At 66.9% G+C, this 16,935-nt stretch carries 19 protein-coding genes; 15 read left to right on the forward strand and 4 right to left on the reverse strand.

Features of this window, described 5'->3' with window-relative positions:
- Positions 1-41: 41 nt before the first annotated feature.
- A complete protein-coding gene (gene mtgA, locus Q8M13_RS19495; RefSeq protein WP_305301895.1) occupies positions 42-695 on the reverse strand; it encodes a monofunctional biosynthetic peptidoglycan transglycosylase in 654 nt (217 codons plus the stop codon).
- A 92-nt stretch (positions 696-787) separates the two neighbouring features.
- On the opposite strand from mtgA, the gene Q8M13_RS19500 reads away from it, so the two are divergent.
- Complete coding sequence (locus Q8M13_RS19500; RefSeq protein ID WP_305301869.1) at positions 788-1,498, forward strand: nitroreductase; 711 nt, start codon at positions 788-790, stop codon at positions 1,496-1,498.
- A 2-nt stretch (positions 1,499-1,500) separates the two neighbouring features.
- Here Q8M13_RS19500 and Q8M13_RS19505 read toward each other — a convergent pair whose 3' ends face one another.
- The gene (locus tag Q8M13_RS19505) at positions 1,501-2,466 is read right to left on the reverse strand and encodes a WD40 repeat domain-containing protein (RefSeq protein ID WP_305301871.1); all 966 of its coding nucleotides are present in this window, start codon (positions 2,464-2,466) and stop codon (positions 1,501-1,503) included.
- Between the two features lie 206 nt (positions 2,467-2,672).
- Between Q8M13_RS19505 and Q8M13_RS19510 the strand changes: the two genes are divergently transcribed.
- Positions 2,673-3,104 carry a biopolymer transporter ExbD gene (locus tag Q8M13_RS19510; RefSeq protein WP_305301873.1) on the forward strand — a complete coding sequence of 144 codons (432 nt, stop codon included), beginning with the start codon at positions 2,673-2,675 and terminating at the stop codon, positions 3,102-3,104.
- 21 nt (positions 3,105-3,125) lie between these two features.
- Here Q8M13_RS19510 and Q8M13_RS19515 read toward each other — a convergent pair whose 3' ends face one another.
- Together Q8M13_RS19515 and Q8M13_RS19520 are read right to left on the reverse strand one after the other, a co-directional pair.
- Positions 3,126-4,064 (reverse strand): NAD(P)/FAD-dependent oxidoreductase, encoded by a 939-nt coding sequence (locus Q8M13_RS19515; RefSeq protein ID WP_305301875.1) that lies wholly within the window; start codon positions 4,062-4,064, stop codon positions 3,126-3,128.
- A gap of 38 nt (positions 4,065-4,102) precedes the next feature.
- Positions 4,103-5,176 carry a GTP-binding protein gene (locus Q8M13_RS19520; protein WP_370870112.1) on the reverse strand — a complete coding sequence of 358 codons (1,074 nt, stop codon included), beginning with the start codon at positions 5,174-5,176 and terminating at the stop codon, positions 4,103-4,105.
- Positions 5,177-5,291: 115 nt separating this feature from the next.
- On the opposite strand from Q8M13_RS19520, the gene Q8M13_RS19525 reads away from it, so the two are divergent.
- From Q8M13_RS19525 to Q8M13_RS19585, 13 genes are all read left to right on the forward strand, one after another.
- Positions 5,292-6,209: a cation diffusion facilitator family transporter gene (locus Q8M13_RS19525; RefSeq protein ID WP_305301877.1), complete on the forward strand. Its 918-nt coding sequence runs from the start codon at positions 5,292-5,294 to the stop codon at positions 6,207-6,209.
- A 93-nt stretch (positions 6,210-6,302) separates the two neighbouring features.
- A complete protein-coding gene (rplU, locus tag Q8M13_RS19530) occupies positions 6,303-6,851 on the forward strand; it encodes a 50S ribosomal protein L21 (protein WP_305301878.1) in 549 nt (182 codons plus the stop codon).
- A 27-nt stretch (positions 6,852-6,878) separates the two neighbouring features.
- Positions 6,879-7,142 (forward strand): 50S ribosomal protein L27, encoded by a 264-nt coding sequence (gene rpmA, locus Q8M13_RS19535; RefSeq protein WP_305301879.1) that lies wholly within the window; start codon positions 6,879-6,881, stop codon positions 7,140-7,142.
- 127 nt (positions 7,143-7,269) lie between these two features.
- Entirely contained in the window at positions 7,270-7,806 is a 537-nt protein-coding gene (locus Q8M13_RS19540; protein ID WP_305301881.1) for a GNAT family N-acetyltransferase, read from the forward strand.
- A 127-nt stretch (positions 7,807-7,933) separates the two neighbouring features.
- A complete protein-coding gene (obgE, locus tag Q8M13_RS19545; RefSeq protein ID WP_305301896.1) occupies positions 7,934-8,983 on the forward strand; it encodes a GTPase ObgE in 1,050 nt (349 codons plus the stop codon).
- Entirely contained in the window at positions 8,983-10,110 is a 1,128-nt protein-coding gene (gene proB / locus Q8M13_RS19550; RefSeq protein WP_305301883.1) for a glutamate 5-kinase, read from the forward strand. Before obgE ends, proB begins: the two co-directional genes overlap by 1 nt.
- 62 nt (positions 10,111-10,172) lie before the next feature.
- Positions 10,173-11,741: an aldehyde dehydrogenase family protein gene (locus tag Q8M13_RS19555; RefSeq protein ID WP_305301884.1), complete on the forward strand. Its 1,569-nt coding sequence runs from the start codon at positions 10,173-10,175 to the stop codon at positions 11,739-11,741.
- Between the two features lie 15 nt (positions 11,742-11,756).
- Complete coding sequence (locus tag Q8M13_RS19560) at positions 11,757-12,416, forward strand: nicotinate-nucleotide adenylyltransferase (protein ID WP_305301885.1); 660 nt, start codon at positions 11,757-11,759, stop codon at positions 12,414-12,416.
- A gap of 90 nt (positions 12,417-12,506) precedes the next feature.
- Entirely contained in the window at positions 12,507-12,923 is a 417-nt protein-coding gene (gene rsfS / locus Q8M13_RS19565; protein WP_304810573.1) for a ribosome silencing factor, read from the forward strand.
- Positions 12,920-13,384, forward strand: a complete 465-nt coding sequence (gene rlmH / locus Q8M13_RS19570) for a 23S rRNA (pseudouridine(1915)-N(3))-methyltransferase RlmH (RefSeq protein WP_305301897.1) — start codon at positions 12,920-12,922, stop codon at positions 13,382-13,384. The genes rsfS and rlmH overlap by 4 nt, the downstream gene beginning before the upstream one ends.
- A gap of 31 nt (positions 13,385-13,415) precedes the next feature.
- Positions 13,416-14,270, forward strand: a complete 855-nt coding sequence (locus Q8M13_RS19575; RefSeq protein ID WP_305301886.1) for a murein hydrolase activator EnvC — start codon at positions 13,416-13,418, stop codon at positions 14,268-14,270.
- 93 nt (positions 14,271-14,363) lie between these two features.
- Entirely contained in the window at positions 14,364-15,770 is a 1,407-nt protein-coding gene (locus Q8M13_RS19580; protein WP_305301887.1) for a S41 family peptidase, read from the forward strand.
- Between the two features lie 127 nt (positions 15,771-15,897).
- A partial coding sequence (locus Q8M13_RS19585; protein WP_305301888.1) for a divergent polysaccharide deacetylase family protein occupies positions 15,898-16,935 on the forward strand: 1,038 nt, incomplete at its 3' end.

The following is a 16,935-nucleotide window of genomic DNA, read 5'->3' on the forward strand; positions in this document are numbered from 1 at the left end:
ACCTCAAGCTTCACGGCACATTGGGGCGCAACAATGTTCCGTCAACCCAAAACGCAGGAAGCCATGCCCTGGCGATTGATGGTTCCAGCCGCGCGAGTGATCTTGCCGGAACGGCGCTTCACATAGGGTCCCGGCTGCGCGGCTTGCCATTTCAGCGGGCTGGGCAGGATCGCCGCCAACCGCGCGGCTTGGGCTGGGGAAAGCTGGTCGGCGCCGACCCGGAAGTTCTTCTGTGCGGCGGCCTCGGCGCCATAGATGCCCGGGCCCCATTCAACGGAGTTCAGATAGACTTCCATGATCCGCGGCTTGCCCCAGATCACCTCGATCAAGACCGTGAAATAGGCCTCCAAGCCCTTGCGGACATAGGAACGGCCCGGCCACAGGAAAATGTTCTTCGCCGTCTGCTGGCTGATCGTCGACCCGCCGCGCAGCTTCTTGCCCTTGGCGTTGCTGGCGAAGGCCTTCTCCATCGCATCAAGGTCGAAGCCGTTGTGCTCACAGAACTTGGCGTCCTCTGCGGCGATCACCGCCCGGACCAAGCGTGGAGAGATATTGTCGATCGAGCGCCAGCGCCGGTCGAACCCCTTGCCCTCGAACACACGCTGGACCATCAGCCAGGTGATCGGCGGCGGCACGAAGCGGTAGATCGCGGTCACCAGAACCGGACCGATCAGGCCGAACACCAGCACGAGCATCAGGACGCCTCGGACCAGCCGGCCGAACAGACCCTTTTTGGAAGAACCCTTACCCAAGTCGCTTGCCCTTACCCCACGGCGAGATGCTAGCGATGCGTCGGGCCAGGGCCATGGTCAAGCCGCCGCAAGGACGCAATATCTTGAACGTCACCGAAGCCGTTGCAGGCCGCGTCTCCATCCGGGCTTTCAAGCCAGAGACTCCGCCGGCCGAGACCATCCGCGAAATCCTGCAGGCCGCCGCCCGCGCGCCATCCGGCGGCAACCTGCAGCCCTGGCGCGTCTACGCCCTTGCCGGGGCGCCGCTTGGCGAGCTGAAGGCGAAGGTGGCCGCCAACCCGTTCGGCGAGCCCCCCGAATACGACGTCTATCCGCCCAATCTCTGGGACCCGTTCCGCACGCGCCGGTTCCAGAATGGCGAAGACCTCTATCGGACCATCGAGATTCCGCGCGAGGACAAGCCGGCGCGCCTGCGCCAACTGGCCAAGAACGGCGAGCTGTTCGGAGCGCCGGTCGGGCTGTTCTTCTGTCTCGATCGCAAGCTGGGCCCCCCGCAATGGTCGGACCTGGGCATGTACATGCAGACGGTGATGCTGCTGGCCACCGAACGCGGGCTCGACACCTGCGCCCAGGAATACTGGGCTCGCTATCCGCAGACCCTGGCCCAACTGCTGAACCTGCCGGAGGACCACATGGTCTTCTCCGGCATGGCGCTGGGCTGGCGCGATGAGACCGCGCCGATCAACACCCTGCGTTCCAGCCGCGATCCCTTCGAGACCTGGGCGGAACTGCGCGGGTTTGAGTAGCGTCAGACGTCAGCGACGCCTGCGCCGCCGTCCTCGTCGCCCCAGGCGACGCGCTTGCCGTCGGCCGTCATCGTCAGGGCGGTGATCGCCGCGCCCTTCTCGGCCTTCAGCGGCGTGATTCCCTGGGCCGCCAGATTGCAGACCCACACCCGGCCATCGTCCAGGCCGGCGGCGACCATCTGGCCGCCCGACATCCCCGCGACGCGGACCACCATGGCGCTTTCGTCAAAGCCGATCTCGGCCGCCTGCTTGCCCATCGGGCCGGTCGCGCCGGCGAACGGCCACACCACCACGCCGTTGGCGCCCGACGTCGCCAGCAACTGGCCCTTGGCCAGGAAGGCCATGCTCTTCACCTTGGCCGGATAGCCGCCCATCTTCAGGTTCTTGTCGTCGGCCACCCGCCAGCCGTGAAGCTGGTTTTCCTGCATCGCCGACATCAGGAACTTGCCGTCGGCGCTCCAGGCCAGGCCCACGTGGCTGCCCGCCCATTTCAGGATGTAGGGCTTCTGCTCGGCGATCTTGGCGTACCAGAGCCAGGCGCCGTTATAGGTCGCCGCCGCGATCCGCCGGCCCTTGGGATCGAAGGCGACGTCGGCCACCGACTTCTCATGGGTGAAAACCCGCGAGAATTTCGGGTCGGATGCGTCGCGAACATGCAGCTCGCGCCCTGCCGCAAAGGCGATCAGCTTGGATTCGGCCGATGCAGCCACCGCATCGATCCAGCGCCCGGGGACCTTGGCGATCTCCTCAGAGCCCGAGACCCGCGACCAGACGACGCGGCCGTCATCCCCGCCGGTGATCACGCCCTCACCGCTCGGATGGGCGCAGGCGCTGAGAATCGCCCCGTCATGGGCTTCGATCGTCTCGCCGCTCTCAAAGCGCACAGTCCCGTCGCCCAGGGCGAAAGCGGCGGTTCCAGCCTTTCCGAAAAGGGCTGCGGTGACATAGGCGTCGTATTGGAAAGTCATGCGCGGGTCTTACCTGCCTAACGCCGGTCTTGGCGAGAGCCGGAATCGCGTCGAAAAGCGCCCATCTCGCGGGCGCCGGCCAAACCGATGCGTTCAGCGAACGTCGCTTTGAAGGTTCGGGCTTTACAATCGCATTTTCATTAGCGATGGGTGACGGAGACTGTGCGGCGGCCCCGATCAAGGGGCCCTCAGGGAAGGAAATTCATATGGGTGCGAAGCTGGGCGGCGGAGGCGGCGGCAAATTCGACCTCGGCCAGAACAGCGACATCAACGTCACGCCCTTCGTGGACGTGATGCTGGTGCTCCTTATCATCTTCATGGTGTCGATCCCCGCGGCGACGGTGTCGATTAAGCTCGACCTGCCCCCGGCGATTCCGCCGCCCCCCGGCGCTAAGGTTGAAGAGCCCACGCTCATCAACATTCAGCAGGGTGGCAAGGTCTTCATCGGTGAAACCCCGACGAGCCTGGGCACGCTCCCGGCCGACCTGTCGCGCATCCTGAACAAGCCCGAGCCGACCGAAGAGCGCGTCTATATCCGCGCCGACCGGACCGTGCGTTACGGCGACTTCATGGCTGTGATGAACATCCTGCAGGGCAACGGCTTCTTCCAAGTCGCCCTGATCAACGAAGAGCTCTAAACAGCCCTTCGGCCAAGACGATCAGACCCGCCTGGGGAAACCCGGGCGGGTTTTTTCTTGTACGGCGGCTAACGTCCTGAGGTGGTTGTGGATCGCGGTGGCGGCAATGGCCGCCTCGCCCTGCGCGGTGCTGATCTGATTGAGCCCGCGCACAAGGTCCCCCGCGGCGTAGAGCCCTGGGACCGATGTCTGCTGGTGGTCATCGACATAAAGTCGGCCCCCGTCATCGAAACGGGCGCCGAGCCTCACGGCGAGGTCGACGCGAGGCTCGACGCCAAGCGCGGAATAAATCAGGTCGAAATCGCGCGGCTCGCCTGGCCCCAGGCAGAGCGCGCCAATTCTCTCGTTATCGAGGACCACCCGCTGGATGGCGGTCTCGATGACGTCGATTCCGGCCTCGGCCAAGGCTCGACGATTCGCCGCCGACAAGGCGGCCGCCTCACCCCCATGGATGAGAGTGATCTGATCGCTGTAGGTCTTCAGGAACAGCGCTTCACGGGCGCCCAGATCCGAGGCGCCGATCACCGCCAACTTCTGGTCTATGGCCTCATAGCCGTCGCAGATCGGGCAGATGCGAACCAGGCCGTTGCGGATCGCGGCCTGGACGCCAGGCAGGGGCGGTTCGTTGTCGGCGACGCCAGTCGCGAGCAGGACGGTGCGGGCGACCAGCGTCTCTCCGCCCGCCAAGACTCGGAAGCCGTCGTTGTCGGAAAAGATGTCCTCGACGGCGGCCTTGCGGACGGCGCAGCCGTATCGCTCGGCCTGGGCCTTCATGCGCGCCAGCAGCTCAAGCCCGCCGACCCCATCGGGAAAACCTGGATGGTTATGGCTGGTGGGTATCCAGGACGCGCGACTGTCGCCCACGTCGAAGACCATGAAGTTTCGCCGGAACCGGCCGAGATATATCGCGGCCGTCAGCCCCGCCGGGCCGGCGCCGATCACTATGGCGTCAAGGATCATCCGCTCCCAACGCGCACCCGCGGGTTCCGGCTCCGGTTTTAGGCGGCGCAGGCCTCGAAGCCCTCGCGCAGCTTGGCTTCGTCCAGATTGCGGCCGATGAACACCAGGCGGCTGTAACGGTTGTCGCCTTCCTTCCACTCGCCCTGGAAGTCGCCTTCCAGAATCATGTGCACGGCCTGGAACACCAGCCGGCGGTTTTCGCCGGCGACATCCAGGATGCCCTTGGCGCGCAGAATGTCGGGACCCTGCTCTTCCAGCACCTTGTTCAGCCAGGCGGTGACCCGCTGGCCGTGGATCGGCTTGTTCAGCGTGAGCGAGATGCCGCGTATGCCCGCCGCAGCCGCATGGTCTTCGTGATCATGATGATCGTGGCCGTGGTGATCGTGGTCGCCGTGATGATGATGGTCGTGATCATGGTCGCAATCCTCATCGTGCACGTGACCCGGCTCACCATGAGCCGGATTCAGGAATTCAGGCTGCACCTCGACGATTCGGGCCAGATCAAAGCCCCCACGGCCAAGGATGGCGTCCAGCGGGACGTTCGAGCGCTGTGCGCGGTGGATGGGAGCCAGCGGGTTCAGCCGGCGGATCGCCGCCTCGACGCTCTTCAGCTCGGCCTCGGTGACCAGGTCGGTCTTGTTCAGCACGATCTGGTCGGCAAAGGCGATCTGCTCGACCGCCTCGCGGGAATCGGCCAGCCGCAACGGCAGGTGCTTGGCGTCGACCACGGTGGTGACGCTGTCGAGCTGGGTCCGCGCCTTGACATCGTCATCGACGAAGAAGGTCTGTGCGACCGGGCCGGGATCGGCCAGTCCGGTGGTCTCGACGATGATGGCGTCGAACTTGCCCTTGCGCTTCATCAGGCCCGAGAGAACGCGGATCAGGTCGCCGCGCACGGTGCAGCAGACGCAGCCGTTGTTCATCTCGAACACTTCTTCGTCGGCGCCGACGATCAGGTCGTTGTCGATGCCCACTTCGCCGAACTCATTGACGATCACGGCGTACTTCTTGCCGTGGTCCTCGGTGAGGATGCGATTGAGAAGCGTGGTCTTGCCTGCGCCGAGATAGCCGGTGAGGACGGTGACGGGTGTCTTGTCGGTCATGGACGTCATCTAGTCATTGAAGGGGAACAAGCCAACAGGCTGCGGCCTTCGATCGCTTGACCGCAGCATACTGTTATCGAATAACACTGAACCACGGCCGCCGCCGCCCTATAAAAGAGACCTTGTGACCGCCTCCGCGCCCGAACGACAAGGACAGATGGACGGCTTCCGGGCCGACCGCGTCTATCTGGGCGCCGATCACGCGCATAATGAGCGGCGCACGTGGATCGTGGCGGGCATCTGCGTGCTCACCTTGGCGGCCCAGCTTGTTGGCGGCCTGATCTTCAATTCCATGGCGCTGATCGCCAACGGCCTCCACATGGGGGCCCACGTCGCGGCCTTGGTGGTCGCCGCGGGCGCCTATCGGCTGGCGCGCAAATTCGCCGACGATCCGCGCTTTTCATTCGGCACCGGCAAGCTCGGCTATCTGGCCGGCTTCGCCAACGCCGCCGTCCTGGCGGTCAGCGCCGTCATGATCGCCATAGAGAGCGGTCACCGCCTGCTGGAACCGGCGCCCGTCGCCTATGACGGCGCACTGCCCCTGGCCGGCGCGGCCCTGGTCATCAATCTCATCTGCGTCTGGTTGCTGCGGCCGATTCACAAGCATGCGCACGACCGCGACGGCGACCTCAACCTGTCGGCCGCCCACCTGCATCTCGCCGGCGACGCCGTGGTCTCGGCCCTGGCCATCGCCGGGCTCGGTCTCGGACTATTGTTCGACTGGGTCTGGGCCGACAGTCTGGCCGGCCTGGCCGGCGCGGTCCTCCTGGCTCATTTCGCCTGGCGACTGATGAGCCGGACCGGCGCAGTGCTGCTGGACATCAATCCCTCGCCCGAACTGACCGCAGAAATCCGTACGCGTCTGCAGTCCGAGGGCGAGCGCCTGCTCGACCTGCACCTCTGGCGCCTGGGTCCTGGACATCACGCCGCGATCGTCGTGGTCGAGTCCGCCATCCCCCAATCGGCCGAGATTTACCGCGCCCGATTGGCCGGATTACCGGGCCTCAGTCATGTAACAGTAGAAACACGGCAGGCGCGTTGACTCCTACGGGTCGCTCTGTATAAGTCCGCGCCTCTCGTCCGCGGGTTATCTCGCGGGCGCAATCCATTTTGCTACAGTCTCAAGGCGCTAACCATGTACGCGGTGATCAAAACCGGCGGAAAGCAGTACCGGGTCCAAGCCGGCGACCTGCTGGTTGTCGAAAAGCTCGACGGTGAACCCGGTGCGGAGGTCGCTTTCGGCGACGTCCTGATGCTCGGTGATGGCGAGGCCATCACGCTGGGCGCTCCGCTCGTGGACGGCGCTCAAGTCTCGGCCACCCTCATCGAAACCCGCAAGGGCGAGAAGGTGAAGATCTTCAAGAAGATCCGTCGCCAGGGCTATCGCCGCACGAAGGGCCATCGTCAGCACGAGAGCGTCCTGCGCGTCACCTCGGTCGCCGGCGCCGGCAAGACCGACAAGTGGGACGGCACCGTCGATCTCACCCCGAAGGCCCTGCTGGACGCTCGCGCCCGCAACCTGAAGAACGTGGTCGCCGAACTGGAAGCCGCCGCCCCGGCTGCTCCGGCCAAGGCGAAAGCCAAGGCTGCTCCGAAGGCCGCTGCCGCGACCGACGAAGCCCCGGCCAAGAAGGCTGCGCCGAAGAAGGCCGCCGCCAAGTCGTCCGACGACGCCGCCGAATAGCAGCGTCTAGAGAATTAGGAGAGAGCTATGGCTCACAAGAACTCTGGCGGCTCTTCGCGCAACGGTCGCGACTCAGCTGGCCGCCGTCTCGGCGTAAAGAAATTTGGTGGTGAAGCTGTCGTTGGCGGCAACATCATCGTGCGCCAACGCGGCACCAAGTTCTTCCCGGGCGACAATGTCGGCATCGGCAAGGACCATACCCTCTTCGCGACCGCCGCCGGCGCCGTGAAATTCATCACCAAGCGCGACGACCGCACCTACGTGAACGTGGTCGTGGCTGAAGCGAACTAAGGCGAGCCTCATCACCCGGGCCCGCCGCTAGGCGAACCGGGCAGAGAACTTCCAAGGGGGAGTCCGGTCGCCGGACTCCCCCTTGTTGTTTTCTAAAGGGCCCCAGGAGAGGGCCGGGAGGCAGACCATGTGCGCTATCGACTTCGAGCCGGTCATCGCGACCGAGCGTCTTCGGCTACGCAAGCCCCGCAAGGCCGACACCGCACGGCTCGCGCAGCACGCCAACGACTTCGACGTGGCGCGCATGACCACCGCCATGCCCTACCCCTATGGTCTCGACCACGCTGAGGGATTCCTCGCCCAGGTGAGCGCGCAGGACCCGGATCGCGAGGTCGTCTTCGTGATCGAGCATCCCGAGCACGGCGCCATCGGCGTGATGGGGTTCGACGGCCCCAGCAGCGACGAAACCGAAATCGGCTATTGGCTGGGCCGGCCCTACTGGGGCGCGGGCTTCGCCACCGAGGCCGCGCAAGGCGCGCTGATCTGGGCCCATCGGACCTGGGGCCGGCGCTATCTGCGCGCTGGCCACTTCGCCGACAACCTGGCTTCGGGCCAGGTGCTGTCCAAGGCCGGCTTCCTCTATACGGGCGAGGTGCGGCAACGCCCCTCGGTCGCGCGAGGCGGCCGCCCAGCCCCGACCCGAATGATGGTTTGGCTGGCCTGACGATCACGGCGTCATCCCAGGCTGCGGCCAAACGCCAGCCTGGGATGACGTGCGCGAATCCCTCACCTGCGCGGGAATCGACGCCGCTACGCTCGACCTGCGCCACTCTGTGCTACAAAAGGCCCCGATGAAGTTTCTCGACCAGTGCAAGATCTATATCCGCTCCGGCAACGGTGGCGGCGGCGCTGTGTCGTTCCGGCGCGAGAAGTACATTGAGTACGGCGGCCCGGACGGCGGTGACGGCGGGCGCGGCGGCGATGTCTGGATCGAGGCCATGGATGGCCTCAACACCCTGATCGACTTCCGCTACGCCCAGCACTTCCGCGCCGAGACCGGCACCCACGGCATGGGCCGCAACCGCCACGGCGCGGCTGGAGCCGACGTGGTGCTGCATGTTCCGGTCGGCACCCAGGTGCTGGACGAGGACAAGGAAACTCTGATCGCCGACATGGACGCCCCCGGAAAACGCCTGCTGCTGCTCAAGGGCGGCAATGGCGGCTGGGGGAACGACCGCTTCAAAGGCCCGATCAACCAGGCCCCCAAACACGCCAATCCGGGTCAGGACGGCGAGGAGCGCTGGATCTGGCTGCGGCTGAAGCTGATCGCCGACGTCGGCCTGGTCGGCCTGCCCAACGCCGGCAAGTCGACCTTCCTGGCCGCGGCCAGCGCCGCAAAGCCAAAGATCGCCGACTATCCGTTCACGACCATCGCCCCGAACCTGGGCGTCGTCGACCTGTCGACCAACGAGCGCTTCGTGATCGCCGACATTCCCGGCCTGATCGAGGGGGCCTCTGACGGCGCAGGTCTTGGCACCCGGTTCCTGGGCCACGTCGAACGCACCGCCACACTGATCCACCTGGTCGACGCCACCCAGACCGACGTGGTCGAGGCCTGGAAGACTGTGCGGACCGAGCTCGAAGCCTATGCCGACGAACTCGGCGACAAGGTCGAGATCCTGGCCCTGAACAAGATCGACGCTCTCGACGAGAGCACCGTCGAAATGCAGCGCGAGGCCTTAGCCGAGGCCAGCGGCGCCGAGGTTCGCCTGGTGTCCGGCGTCTCCGGCAAGGGCGTGACCGAATTGCTTCGCGAGGCCTACGCCCTAGTGCGCGAACGCAAGGCGACGGCCGCCCAGGCGAACCCCGAGGACGAGGCCAACACCGGCTGGATCCCCTGATGAGCGGGCTGACGGAGGCCAAGCGGATCGTCGTCAAGCTCGGCTCGGCCTTGGTCGCCGGCGAGAACGGTCCCGATACGGCATGGCTGGCGGCCTTCGCGGCCGACCTGGCGCGCCTGCGGGCGCGAGGCCAGCAGGTGCTGGTGGTGTCGTCGGGCGCCGTGGCGCTGGGCCGCCGCCGCCTGAAAATGGGCCGCCGCGCCCTGACCCTGCCCGAGAAGCAGGCCTGCGCCGCCGCCGGCCAGTCAGCGCTCATGCGGGCATGGGAAGAAGCGCTCGAGCCGCACGGGATATCCGCCGCCCAGGTGCTGCTGACCCGTGACGACACAGAAATCCGCCGTCGCTGGTTGAACGCGCACGCCACGCTGTCGACCCTGCTCGACCTGGGCGTGGTGCCGGTGGTCAACGAGAACGACACCGTCGTCACCGAGGAAATCCGCTACGGCGACAATGATCGCCTGGCTGCCCGCGTCGCCCAGATGATCGGCGCCGACGTGCTGGTGCTGCTGTCGGACATCGACGGCCTCTACACCGCCGATCCGCGTCATGACCCCGCCGCCCAGCACATGCCGCGCATCAGCCAACTGACGCCGCAGATCGAGGCCATGGCCGGGGGCGCGAACGCCGCCGCCGGAGTCGGCACCGGCGGCATGGCCACCAAGATCGCCGCCGCCCGCATCGCCCAGTCGGCCGGCTGCGCCACCGTCATCACGCTTGGCCGTCGCCCCGCCCCGCTGGCCGCCATCGAAGCGGGCGAACTCGCCACCGTCATCGCCCCCTCGGTTTCCGTCGCGGCCGCCTACAAGGCCTGGATCGCCGGTTCGCTGGCTCCGGCCGGCGCCCTGGTCGTCGACGCCGGGGCCGCCCGCGCTCTGGCCACCGGAAAGAGCCTGCTGGCCGCCGGGGTCCGTGCGGTCGAGGGCCGCTTTGGCAAGGGCGACGCCGTAGTGGTCGCCGACGAAACCGGCCGGGAAATCGGCCGTGGCATCGCCCGCTACGATTCCGGCGACGCCGACCGCATCAGGGGCCTGAAGTCCGACGCCATCGAGGCCGTTCTGGGCTTCACTTCCGGACCGCTGATCCACGCCGACGACCTGGCGTTGAGCCCGGTGGTCGCGCCAGCCTGATCGGCGATTTGCGGCACGGCCCAAAGGGGCCTACTAAACCTCAAACTGAGCATTAGGGCGCAATGGACGACGCGACGGCGAGAACGAAGGTAGAGGCGGGCGCCAAGACGACGGCGCGGCTGGAGACGCTTGTCGCCGGCATGCCCATTCCGTTCGGCGGCGACCGCGTCGCCCTGGTGCCTGACGCCCTGGCTGCTGCATTCCAACCGGGCGACCGCCTGGTCGTCGTGCAGGAAACCGGCGACCTTCTGCACATCACCGCGTCGGTCCAGGCGATCGCCGCCGGCGCTGTCGGCCGCGCCCACGCCGCCTTCGACGGTTTGGCCAATGTGTCCGACGCCGCCGTCACCCAATTCTTCGAAGCGTTCGCGGCCAATCTGGCCGATGACGCCATCTGGGGCGAGATCGCCCAGGCCAACGCGCAGGACGTGACCCGCGCCCAGGCCCGTGGCCGCTCCACCACCCGCCTGAGCGTCAGCGACGCCATGCGCGCCGACATGATCGCCGGCCTGCAGGTCTGGCGCGACGCCCCCGCTGCGCGCGGCCGCATCATCGAACGCGTCGATCATGCCGGCTGGAGCGTCGAACAGGTCGCCGCCCCGCTAGGCGTGGTCGGCTTCATCTTCGAAGGCCGCCCCAACGTCTTCGCCGACGCCACCGGCGTGCTGCGGACCGGCAATACCGTTGTGTTCCGCATCGGCTCCGACGCGCTCGGCACCGCCCGCGCCATCGTCGACCACGCCCTGAATCCCGCCCTCAAGGCGGCGGGCCTACCCGAGGGTTCGGCCGCCCTGGTCGACAGCCCCGAACACGCCGCCGGCTGGGCCATGTTCTCCGACCCGCGCCTGGCCCTGGCCGTGGCGCGCGGATCCGGACCGGCCGTCGCTCAGCTGGGCGCCATCGCCCGCCAGGCCGGCGCGCCCGTCAGCCTGCACGGCACGGGCGGCGCCTGGATGGTGGCCGACGCCAGCGCTGAGGCCGAACGCTTCAAGGCGGCCGTCTATCACTCGCTGGATCGCAAGGTCTGCAACACGCTGAACGTCTGCGCCATCGTCCGCGAGCGCGCCGCCGACCTCGTGCCGGCCTTCCTGGACGCCCTGACCGCCGCCGGCCAGCGCCGCAGCGGCGTGAAGCTGCATGTTGTCGAAGGCGCCGAGGGCTACCTGCCCGAAGCCTGGCGTTCAGCCCAGATCACGGTCGGCCGCGCTGAAGGCCCGGTCGAGGAGCCGCAGGTCGAACTGCTGCCATTGGCCGAGCTTGGCCACGAATGGGAGTGGGAAGAGACCCCCGAGCTCACCCTGGTGGTGGTCGAGACCGCCGCGGAGGCCGTGGCCCTCTTCAACCGCTACAGCCCGCAGTTCGCCGCCAGCCTGATCGCCGAAGACCCGGCCGCGCACGAGGCGTTCTACGCCGCGATCAACGCGCCGTTCGTCGGCGACGGCTTCACCCGCTGGGTGGACGGGCAGTTCGCCCTGAACCGCCCCGAGCTTGGTCTCTCCAACTGGGAGCATGGCCGGCTGTTCGCCCGCGCCGGCGTCCTGTCGGGCGACGGCGTATTCACGGTCCGCGCCAGGGTGCGCCAGACCGATCTCGACCTTGACCGCAATCCCGGCACGGCAAAGCCGCTTTGAGCCTGCGAGGACCCTGTGTGGTTCGCCGGCGGGGCTAGGCGCCGGCCCATGGCGGGCCGTCCGGCGGCCCTGCAGCTCGGCTTCGATTTGCAGCCGGGGATGCGGGTCGGCCTCTATGGCGGCTCGTTCAACCCGGCCCATGAGGGTCACGCCCACGTGGCCGAGACCGCACGCCGTCGCCTGGGTTTGGACCGGGTGATCTGGCTGGTCTCGCCGCAGAACCCGCTGAAATCGTCTCACGAGACCGCCAGCCTAGCTGAGCGGATGGAAGGCGTCCGCCGCGTGGTCAGCGGCCGCAGCATGATCGTCAGCGACGCCGAGACCCGCTTCGGCTCGCAGTACACCATCGACACCCTGCGCGCCCTGAAAGCGCGGTTCCCCGGCGTCCACTTCGTCTGGATCATGGGCGCCGACAGCCTTGCGACATTCCACCGCTGGCGTGGCTGGACCCAGATCATGGCCGAGGTTCCGGTGGCCGTCGTGTCGCGACCGTGGATCTCGCTGAAGAGCCGGTTCTCGCCGGCCGCCCGCCGGTTCGCCCATGCCAGGGCGCCGTCACAGCAAGCCAGGCTGCTCCCTGGCGCAGACCCGCCGCGTTGGGTTTTCCTGACCGGACCGCTTAATTTTCAGTCCTCTAGCGCATTACGCGAGCGTATGCGACAAGGTGGGGCTTAGCCGCCTATTTGAGGACTTTGCGAGTTGGGCTGACCGAAGCGTCTTCCTATGCTATGTCTCCTCTAGCGAGGCAACAAAGGAGCGACCCCGCTGAGCCCTGACCCCGCGCCTAGTGCGCACGAAGAAGCCCCGTTTAAGGCGGCCTCTCCCGAAACCGAGGCGAAGATCGTCGCCCTCGGAGATCTCATCCTGGCGCGTCTCGACGACGACAAGGCCCAGGATGTTGTTTTCATCGACCTGAAAGGCAAGAGCGCCGTAGCAGACGGACTTATCGTCGCGTCGGGCCGCTCGCATCGTCACGTCGGCGCTCTGGCGGATCACCTGCTGCGCGCCCTCAAGGAAGCCGGTTACGGCAAGGCTCGTGTTGAGGGTCTGCCGCACTGTGACTGGGTGCTGATCGATACGGGTGACATCATCATCCATCTGTTCCGCCCCGAAGTGCGCCAGTTCTACAACATCGAGAAGATCTGGTCGGTCGACGCCCCGCACCGGACGCAGGCCTCCTGAAGATAGCCATTCTGGCCGTCGGGCGGCTGCCACGCTCGCCCGAGGTCGATCTCGTCAAACTCTACGTTGATCGCGCGACCGCCGCTGGCCGCTCGCTGGGTCTTGGCCCGGTCGAGGTCATCGAGGTTGAAGCGAAGAAGCCGGGCAAGGCCCCGGAGGCCGAGGTGCTGCGTCAGCACCTCGAAGGCGCCTACGTCATCGCCTGCGATGAACATGGAACGGCCCGGGCGTCCCGCGCCTTCGCCGCCGAGATCGCGCGCCTGCGCGACGACGGCGTGCGCAAGATGGTGTTCGTGATCGGCGGCGCCGATGGGCTGGACCCGTCGGTGCTGGAGCAGGCCAAGGGCAAGCTCGCCTTCGGACCCCAGACCTGGCCGCACGCCATGGCGCGCGCCATGCTGGCCGAGCAGGTCTATCGCGCCGTCACCATTCTATCCGGCAGCCCCTATCACCGCGATTGAGGGCCATGGCCTCAAGGTCTATCCCAGAACGATGATGCTCCGCCGCGGCCTGGCCTTTCCGGTGATCTGCGCCCTCGCCCTCAGCCTGGGCGTGGCGGCGATCGCCTACGCCGCGGCCGATGACCGCATGCAGCTTGAGCGTCTGAACGTCCGCGAGACGGTGCTGAACGCCGAACAGGGCCGCAATCTCAACCGCATGGCCCGGCTGCTGACCGCCCTGGCGCAATTTCGGCGCGATCCCCCGCCCGCCCTGATGGTCAGCCCCCAGGACGCCACCCAGGCCGTTCGCGCCGCGATCCTGGTCAAGGCCATCACCCCCGAGCTGCAGCGCCGCGCCAAGGTCTACGCCGGCGAGGCCGCAGAGATCGCCCGCCAGCGCCGCCTAGCCGCGGTCGCCAGCGAAGCGCTGTTCACCAACGACTCCCAACTGGCCGAGCACCGCGAACGCCTTGAGGCCACCCCGCCCGGCGCGGCGCCGCTGGAATTTGGCCCGATCACGCCGCCCGTGGCCCTGCTGGCCCCCGCCAAGGGGCCGATCACTCACGGCTACGGCGAGGCGCTGACCGGCGGCGGCGAGTCCACCGGCATCATCATCGACGCCCAGAAGGGCGCGCCGGTCACCGCGCCGAGCGAGGGGCTGGTGCAATATGTGGGGCCAGTTAAGGGTTGGGGGGTCATATTGATCTTGCGTCTGCCCGGTGGCTACCATCTGGTTCTGGCTGGCCTCGATCGAGCGACCGTTGGTATCGGACAATCAGTCGCGGCCGGATCGCCTGTCGGGTGGATGACGGATGGACGACAATCCCCATCTGAACTCTATCTGGAAGTCCGCGAACGCGGTGTCCCTGTCGACCCAGCCAAGTGGCTGGGAAACAAGACGGAATAAATGCGAACCAATTCCGCCGGAATTGGTGTGGAACGTGGAACTTCGAACGCTGTGCGGCGCAGTTCCGCCGCAAGGGAGGCTTAAGGGCCTGATATGCGAAAGTATCTTCTGATCGGAGCGACGGCCTTTGTGCTCGGCGCTGGTTCCATGGCCTATGTGAGCCAGCAGGCCTACGCCTCCGCTCAGCCCAAGGCGAAGACCTACAAGATGCTGGAACTGTTCGGCGACGTGCTCGACACGGTCGAACGCCAGTACGTCACCGAGGTCGATGACAAAAAACTGATCGAGGCGGCCATCGACGGCATGCTGACCTCGCTCGACCCGCATTCCGGCTATCTGAACCCCGACAGCTTCGACGACATGCGCGACCAGACGCGCGGTGAGTACGGCGGTCTAGGCCTCGAGGTCACCAGCGAAGAGGGCGTGGTCAAGGTGATCTCGCCGATGGACGACACCCCCGCCTTCAAGGCCGGCGTGAAGGCCGGCGACTTTATCACCGCGGTGAACGGCGAAAGCGTCCTGGGCCTGTCGGTCAGCGAGGCCGTCAAGCAGATGCGCGGCAAGCCCGGCGAGGCGGTCACCCTGACCATCGCCCGCGAGAAGACGGATCCCTTCGACGTGAAGATCGTCCGCGAGATCATCAAGACCAAATCCGCCAGCGCCAAGATGGACGGCGACTACGGCTACCTGCGCGTCTCGGCCTTCAATGAGAAGACCACGGACGAAGCCCAGGCGGCCCTGGCCGACCTGCGCGCCAAGAACCCGAAGATGAAGGGTCTGGTTCTTGATCTGCGGAACAATCCCGGCGGCCTGCTCGACCAGGCGGTCGGCATCTCCGACATGTTCCTCGAAGGGGGCGAGATCGTCTCCCAGCGCGGCCGCGATCCGCGCGATATCGAACGCTACAACGCCAAGCCCGGCGACGACGCCGGCGGCTTGCCGATGGTGGTGCTGGTGAACTCCGGTTCGGCCTCGGCCGCCGAGATCGTCGCTGGCGCCCTGCAGGACCGCAAGCGGGCCGAAGTCGTCGGCCTGACCACCTTCGGCAAGGGCTCGGTGCAGACCGTGATCCCGCTGCGCGGCGGCATGGACGGCGCGCTGAAGCTCACCACGGCGCGCTACTACACGCCGTCGGGCCGCTCGATCCAGAAGACCGGCATCGAACCGGACCTGGAAGTCGCCGAGACCGGCGAGCAGGCGCAACGGATCGCCAACAAGGCCTTCCAGTTCTCGGAAGCCTCGTTCCGCAACGCCCTGAACGCCGAGGAAGGCAAGGCCCGTCGCGGCGCTCACGTGCCCGCCGAAGCCCCCCCGGAAGGCTTCGACGCGAAGAAGGACTTCCAGCTTTCGCGCGCCAAGGACGTGCTGCGTTACGGCTCGGTCGCCGCCACGCCGAAACTGCCCAAGCCCGCGCCGAAGATGGCCGCTATCGTCGCGCCGAAGGGCGCGGCCGCTGCGGCCGCGGTCTCTGCCGGCGAAGAGGCCGGTGAGAAAAAATAAACGACTGTTGGCGTCTATTCCTCGCTAGCCCTTGCGGCCGTGGGAATAGACGCCGGCGTTCACTGTATAAGTCGTTTGTTAACCATATTCGCGGACGCTCCAATGCTGGAACGTTCCGTGATCATCGATGTTTTCCAAAAAAAATCTGTCGCCCGCCATTGCCGCGCCCACCTCCGGCTTCCGAGCCCCTGAGGCGCTGATGCGCGTGCTGTCGAACCCCTATGCCGGCGCTGGCGCGGCGGCCGGGCTGTTCGTCATCACCCTGCTGATCGTCATCGCCCTGATCGGAGATCCTTCCGCCAGCTCGCCGGTCGTGCGGCTCTCTCTGGCCAAGATCAGCTCGGACGCCGCGCCAGAGGGATGGCGCGAGGCCCTGGCCGATGGCTCGGCCAAGCCCACCGTCACCGAAGATATCTTCCGCCTGTCGGAGACCCCGATCGGCGCCGAAGACGCCATGGGTCAGGCCACCATCACCGTGGCCGGCGGACAGGCCTTCCACGCCGCCGATCCCCTGCCGCCCGCGCCTCTAGCCGGCTTCCATGTCCAAGGTCCCAGCGGCCCGCTGCCGGTCATCGCCGCCAACGGCAAGACCCCGGCCGAGGCCTATGCTCGCCCGTTCGTCTCCAACGGCCGACCGAAGGTCGCGCTGGTGATCGGCGGGCTGGGCCTGAACGCCACCGCCACACGCCAGGCCATCGACAACCTACCGCCTGAGATCACTCTCTCCTTCGTGCCCTATTCCGACGGACTGCAGGGCTGGATCGACCTGGCCCGCGCAGCCGGTCACGAGGTGCTGCTGGAAACCCCGATGGAGCCCAGCGACTATCCCGACAACGATCCTGGTCCCTACACCTTGATGGCCGGCGCTCCGGGTCCGGAGACGGTCAAGAAGCTGGAATGGGTGCTGTCGCGCGCCACCGGCTATTTCGGGGTGACCAACTATCTCGGCTCGCGCTTCCTGACCTCCGACATCGGCATGAACGCCTTCGCCGGCGCCCTGCGCGGCCGTGGCCTGGCGTTTGTCGACGACGGCCAGGCCGCTCGGCGCGGCGGCGGCGTGCCGCGCGCCTCGGCCCTGCGGATCATTGACGAGCAACTTTCCGACCAGGCCATCGATCAGCAGCTATTGGCGATCGAGGCGGGCGCCCTACAGCACGGTCAGGCG

This window comes from Phenylobacterium sp., from assembly GCF_030681155.1.
Taxonomy (GTDB): Bacteria; Pseudomonadota; Alphaproteobacteria; order Caulobacterales; family Caulobacteraceae; genus Phenylobacterium.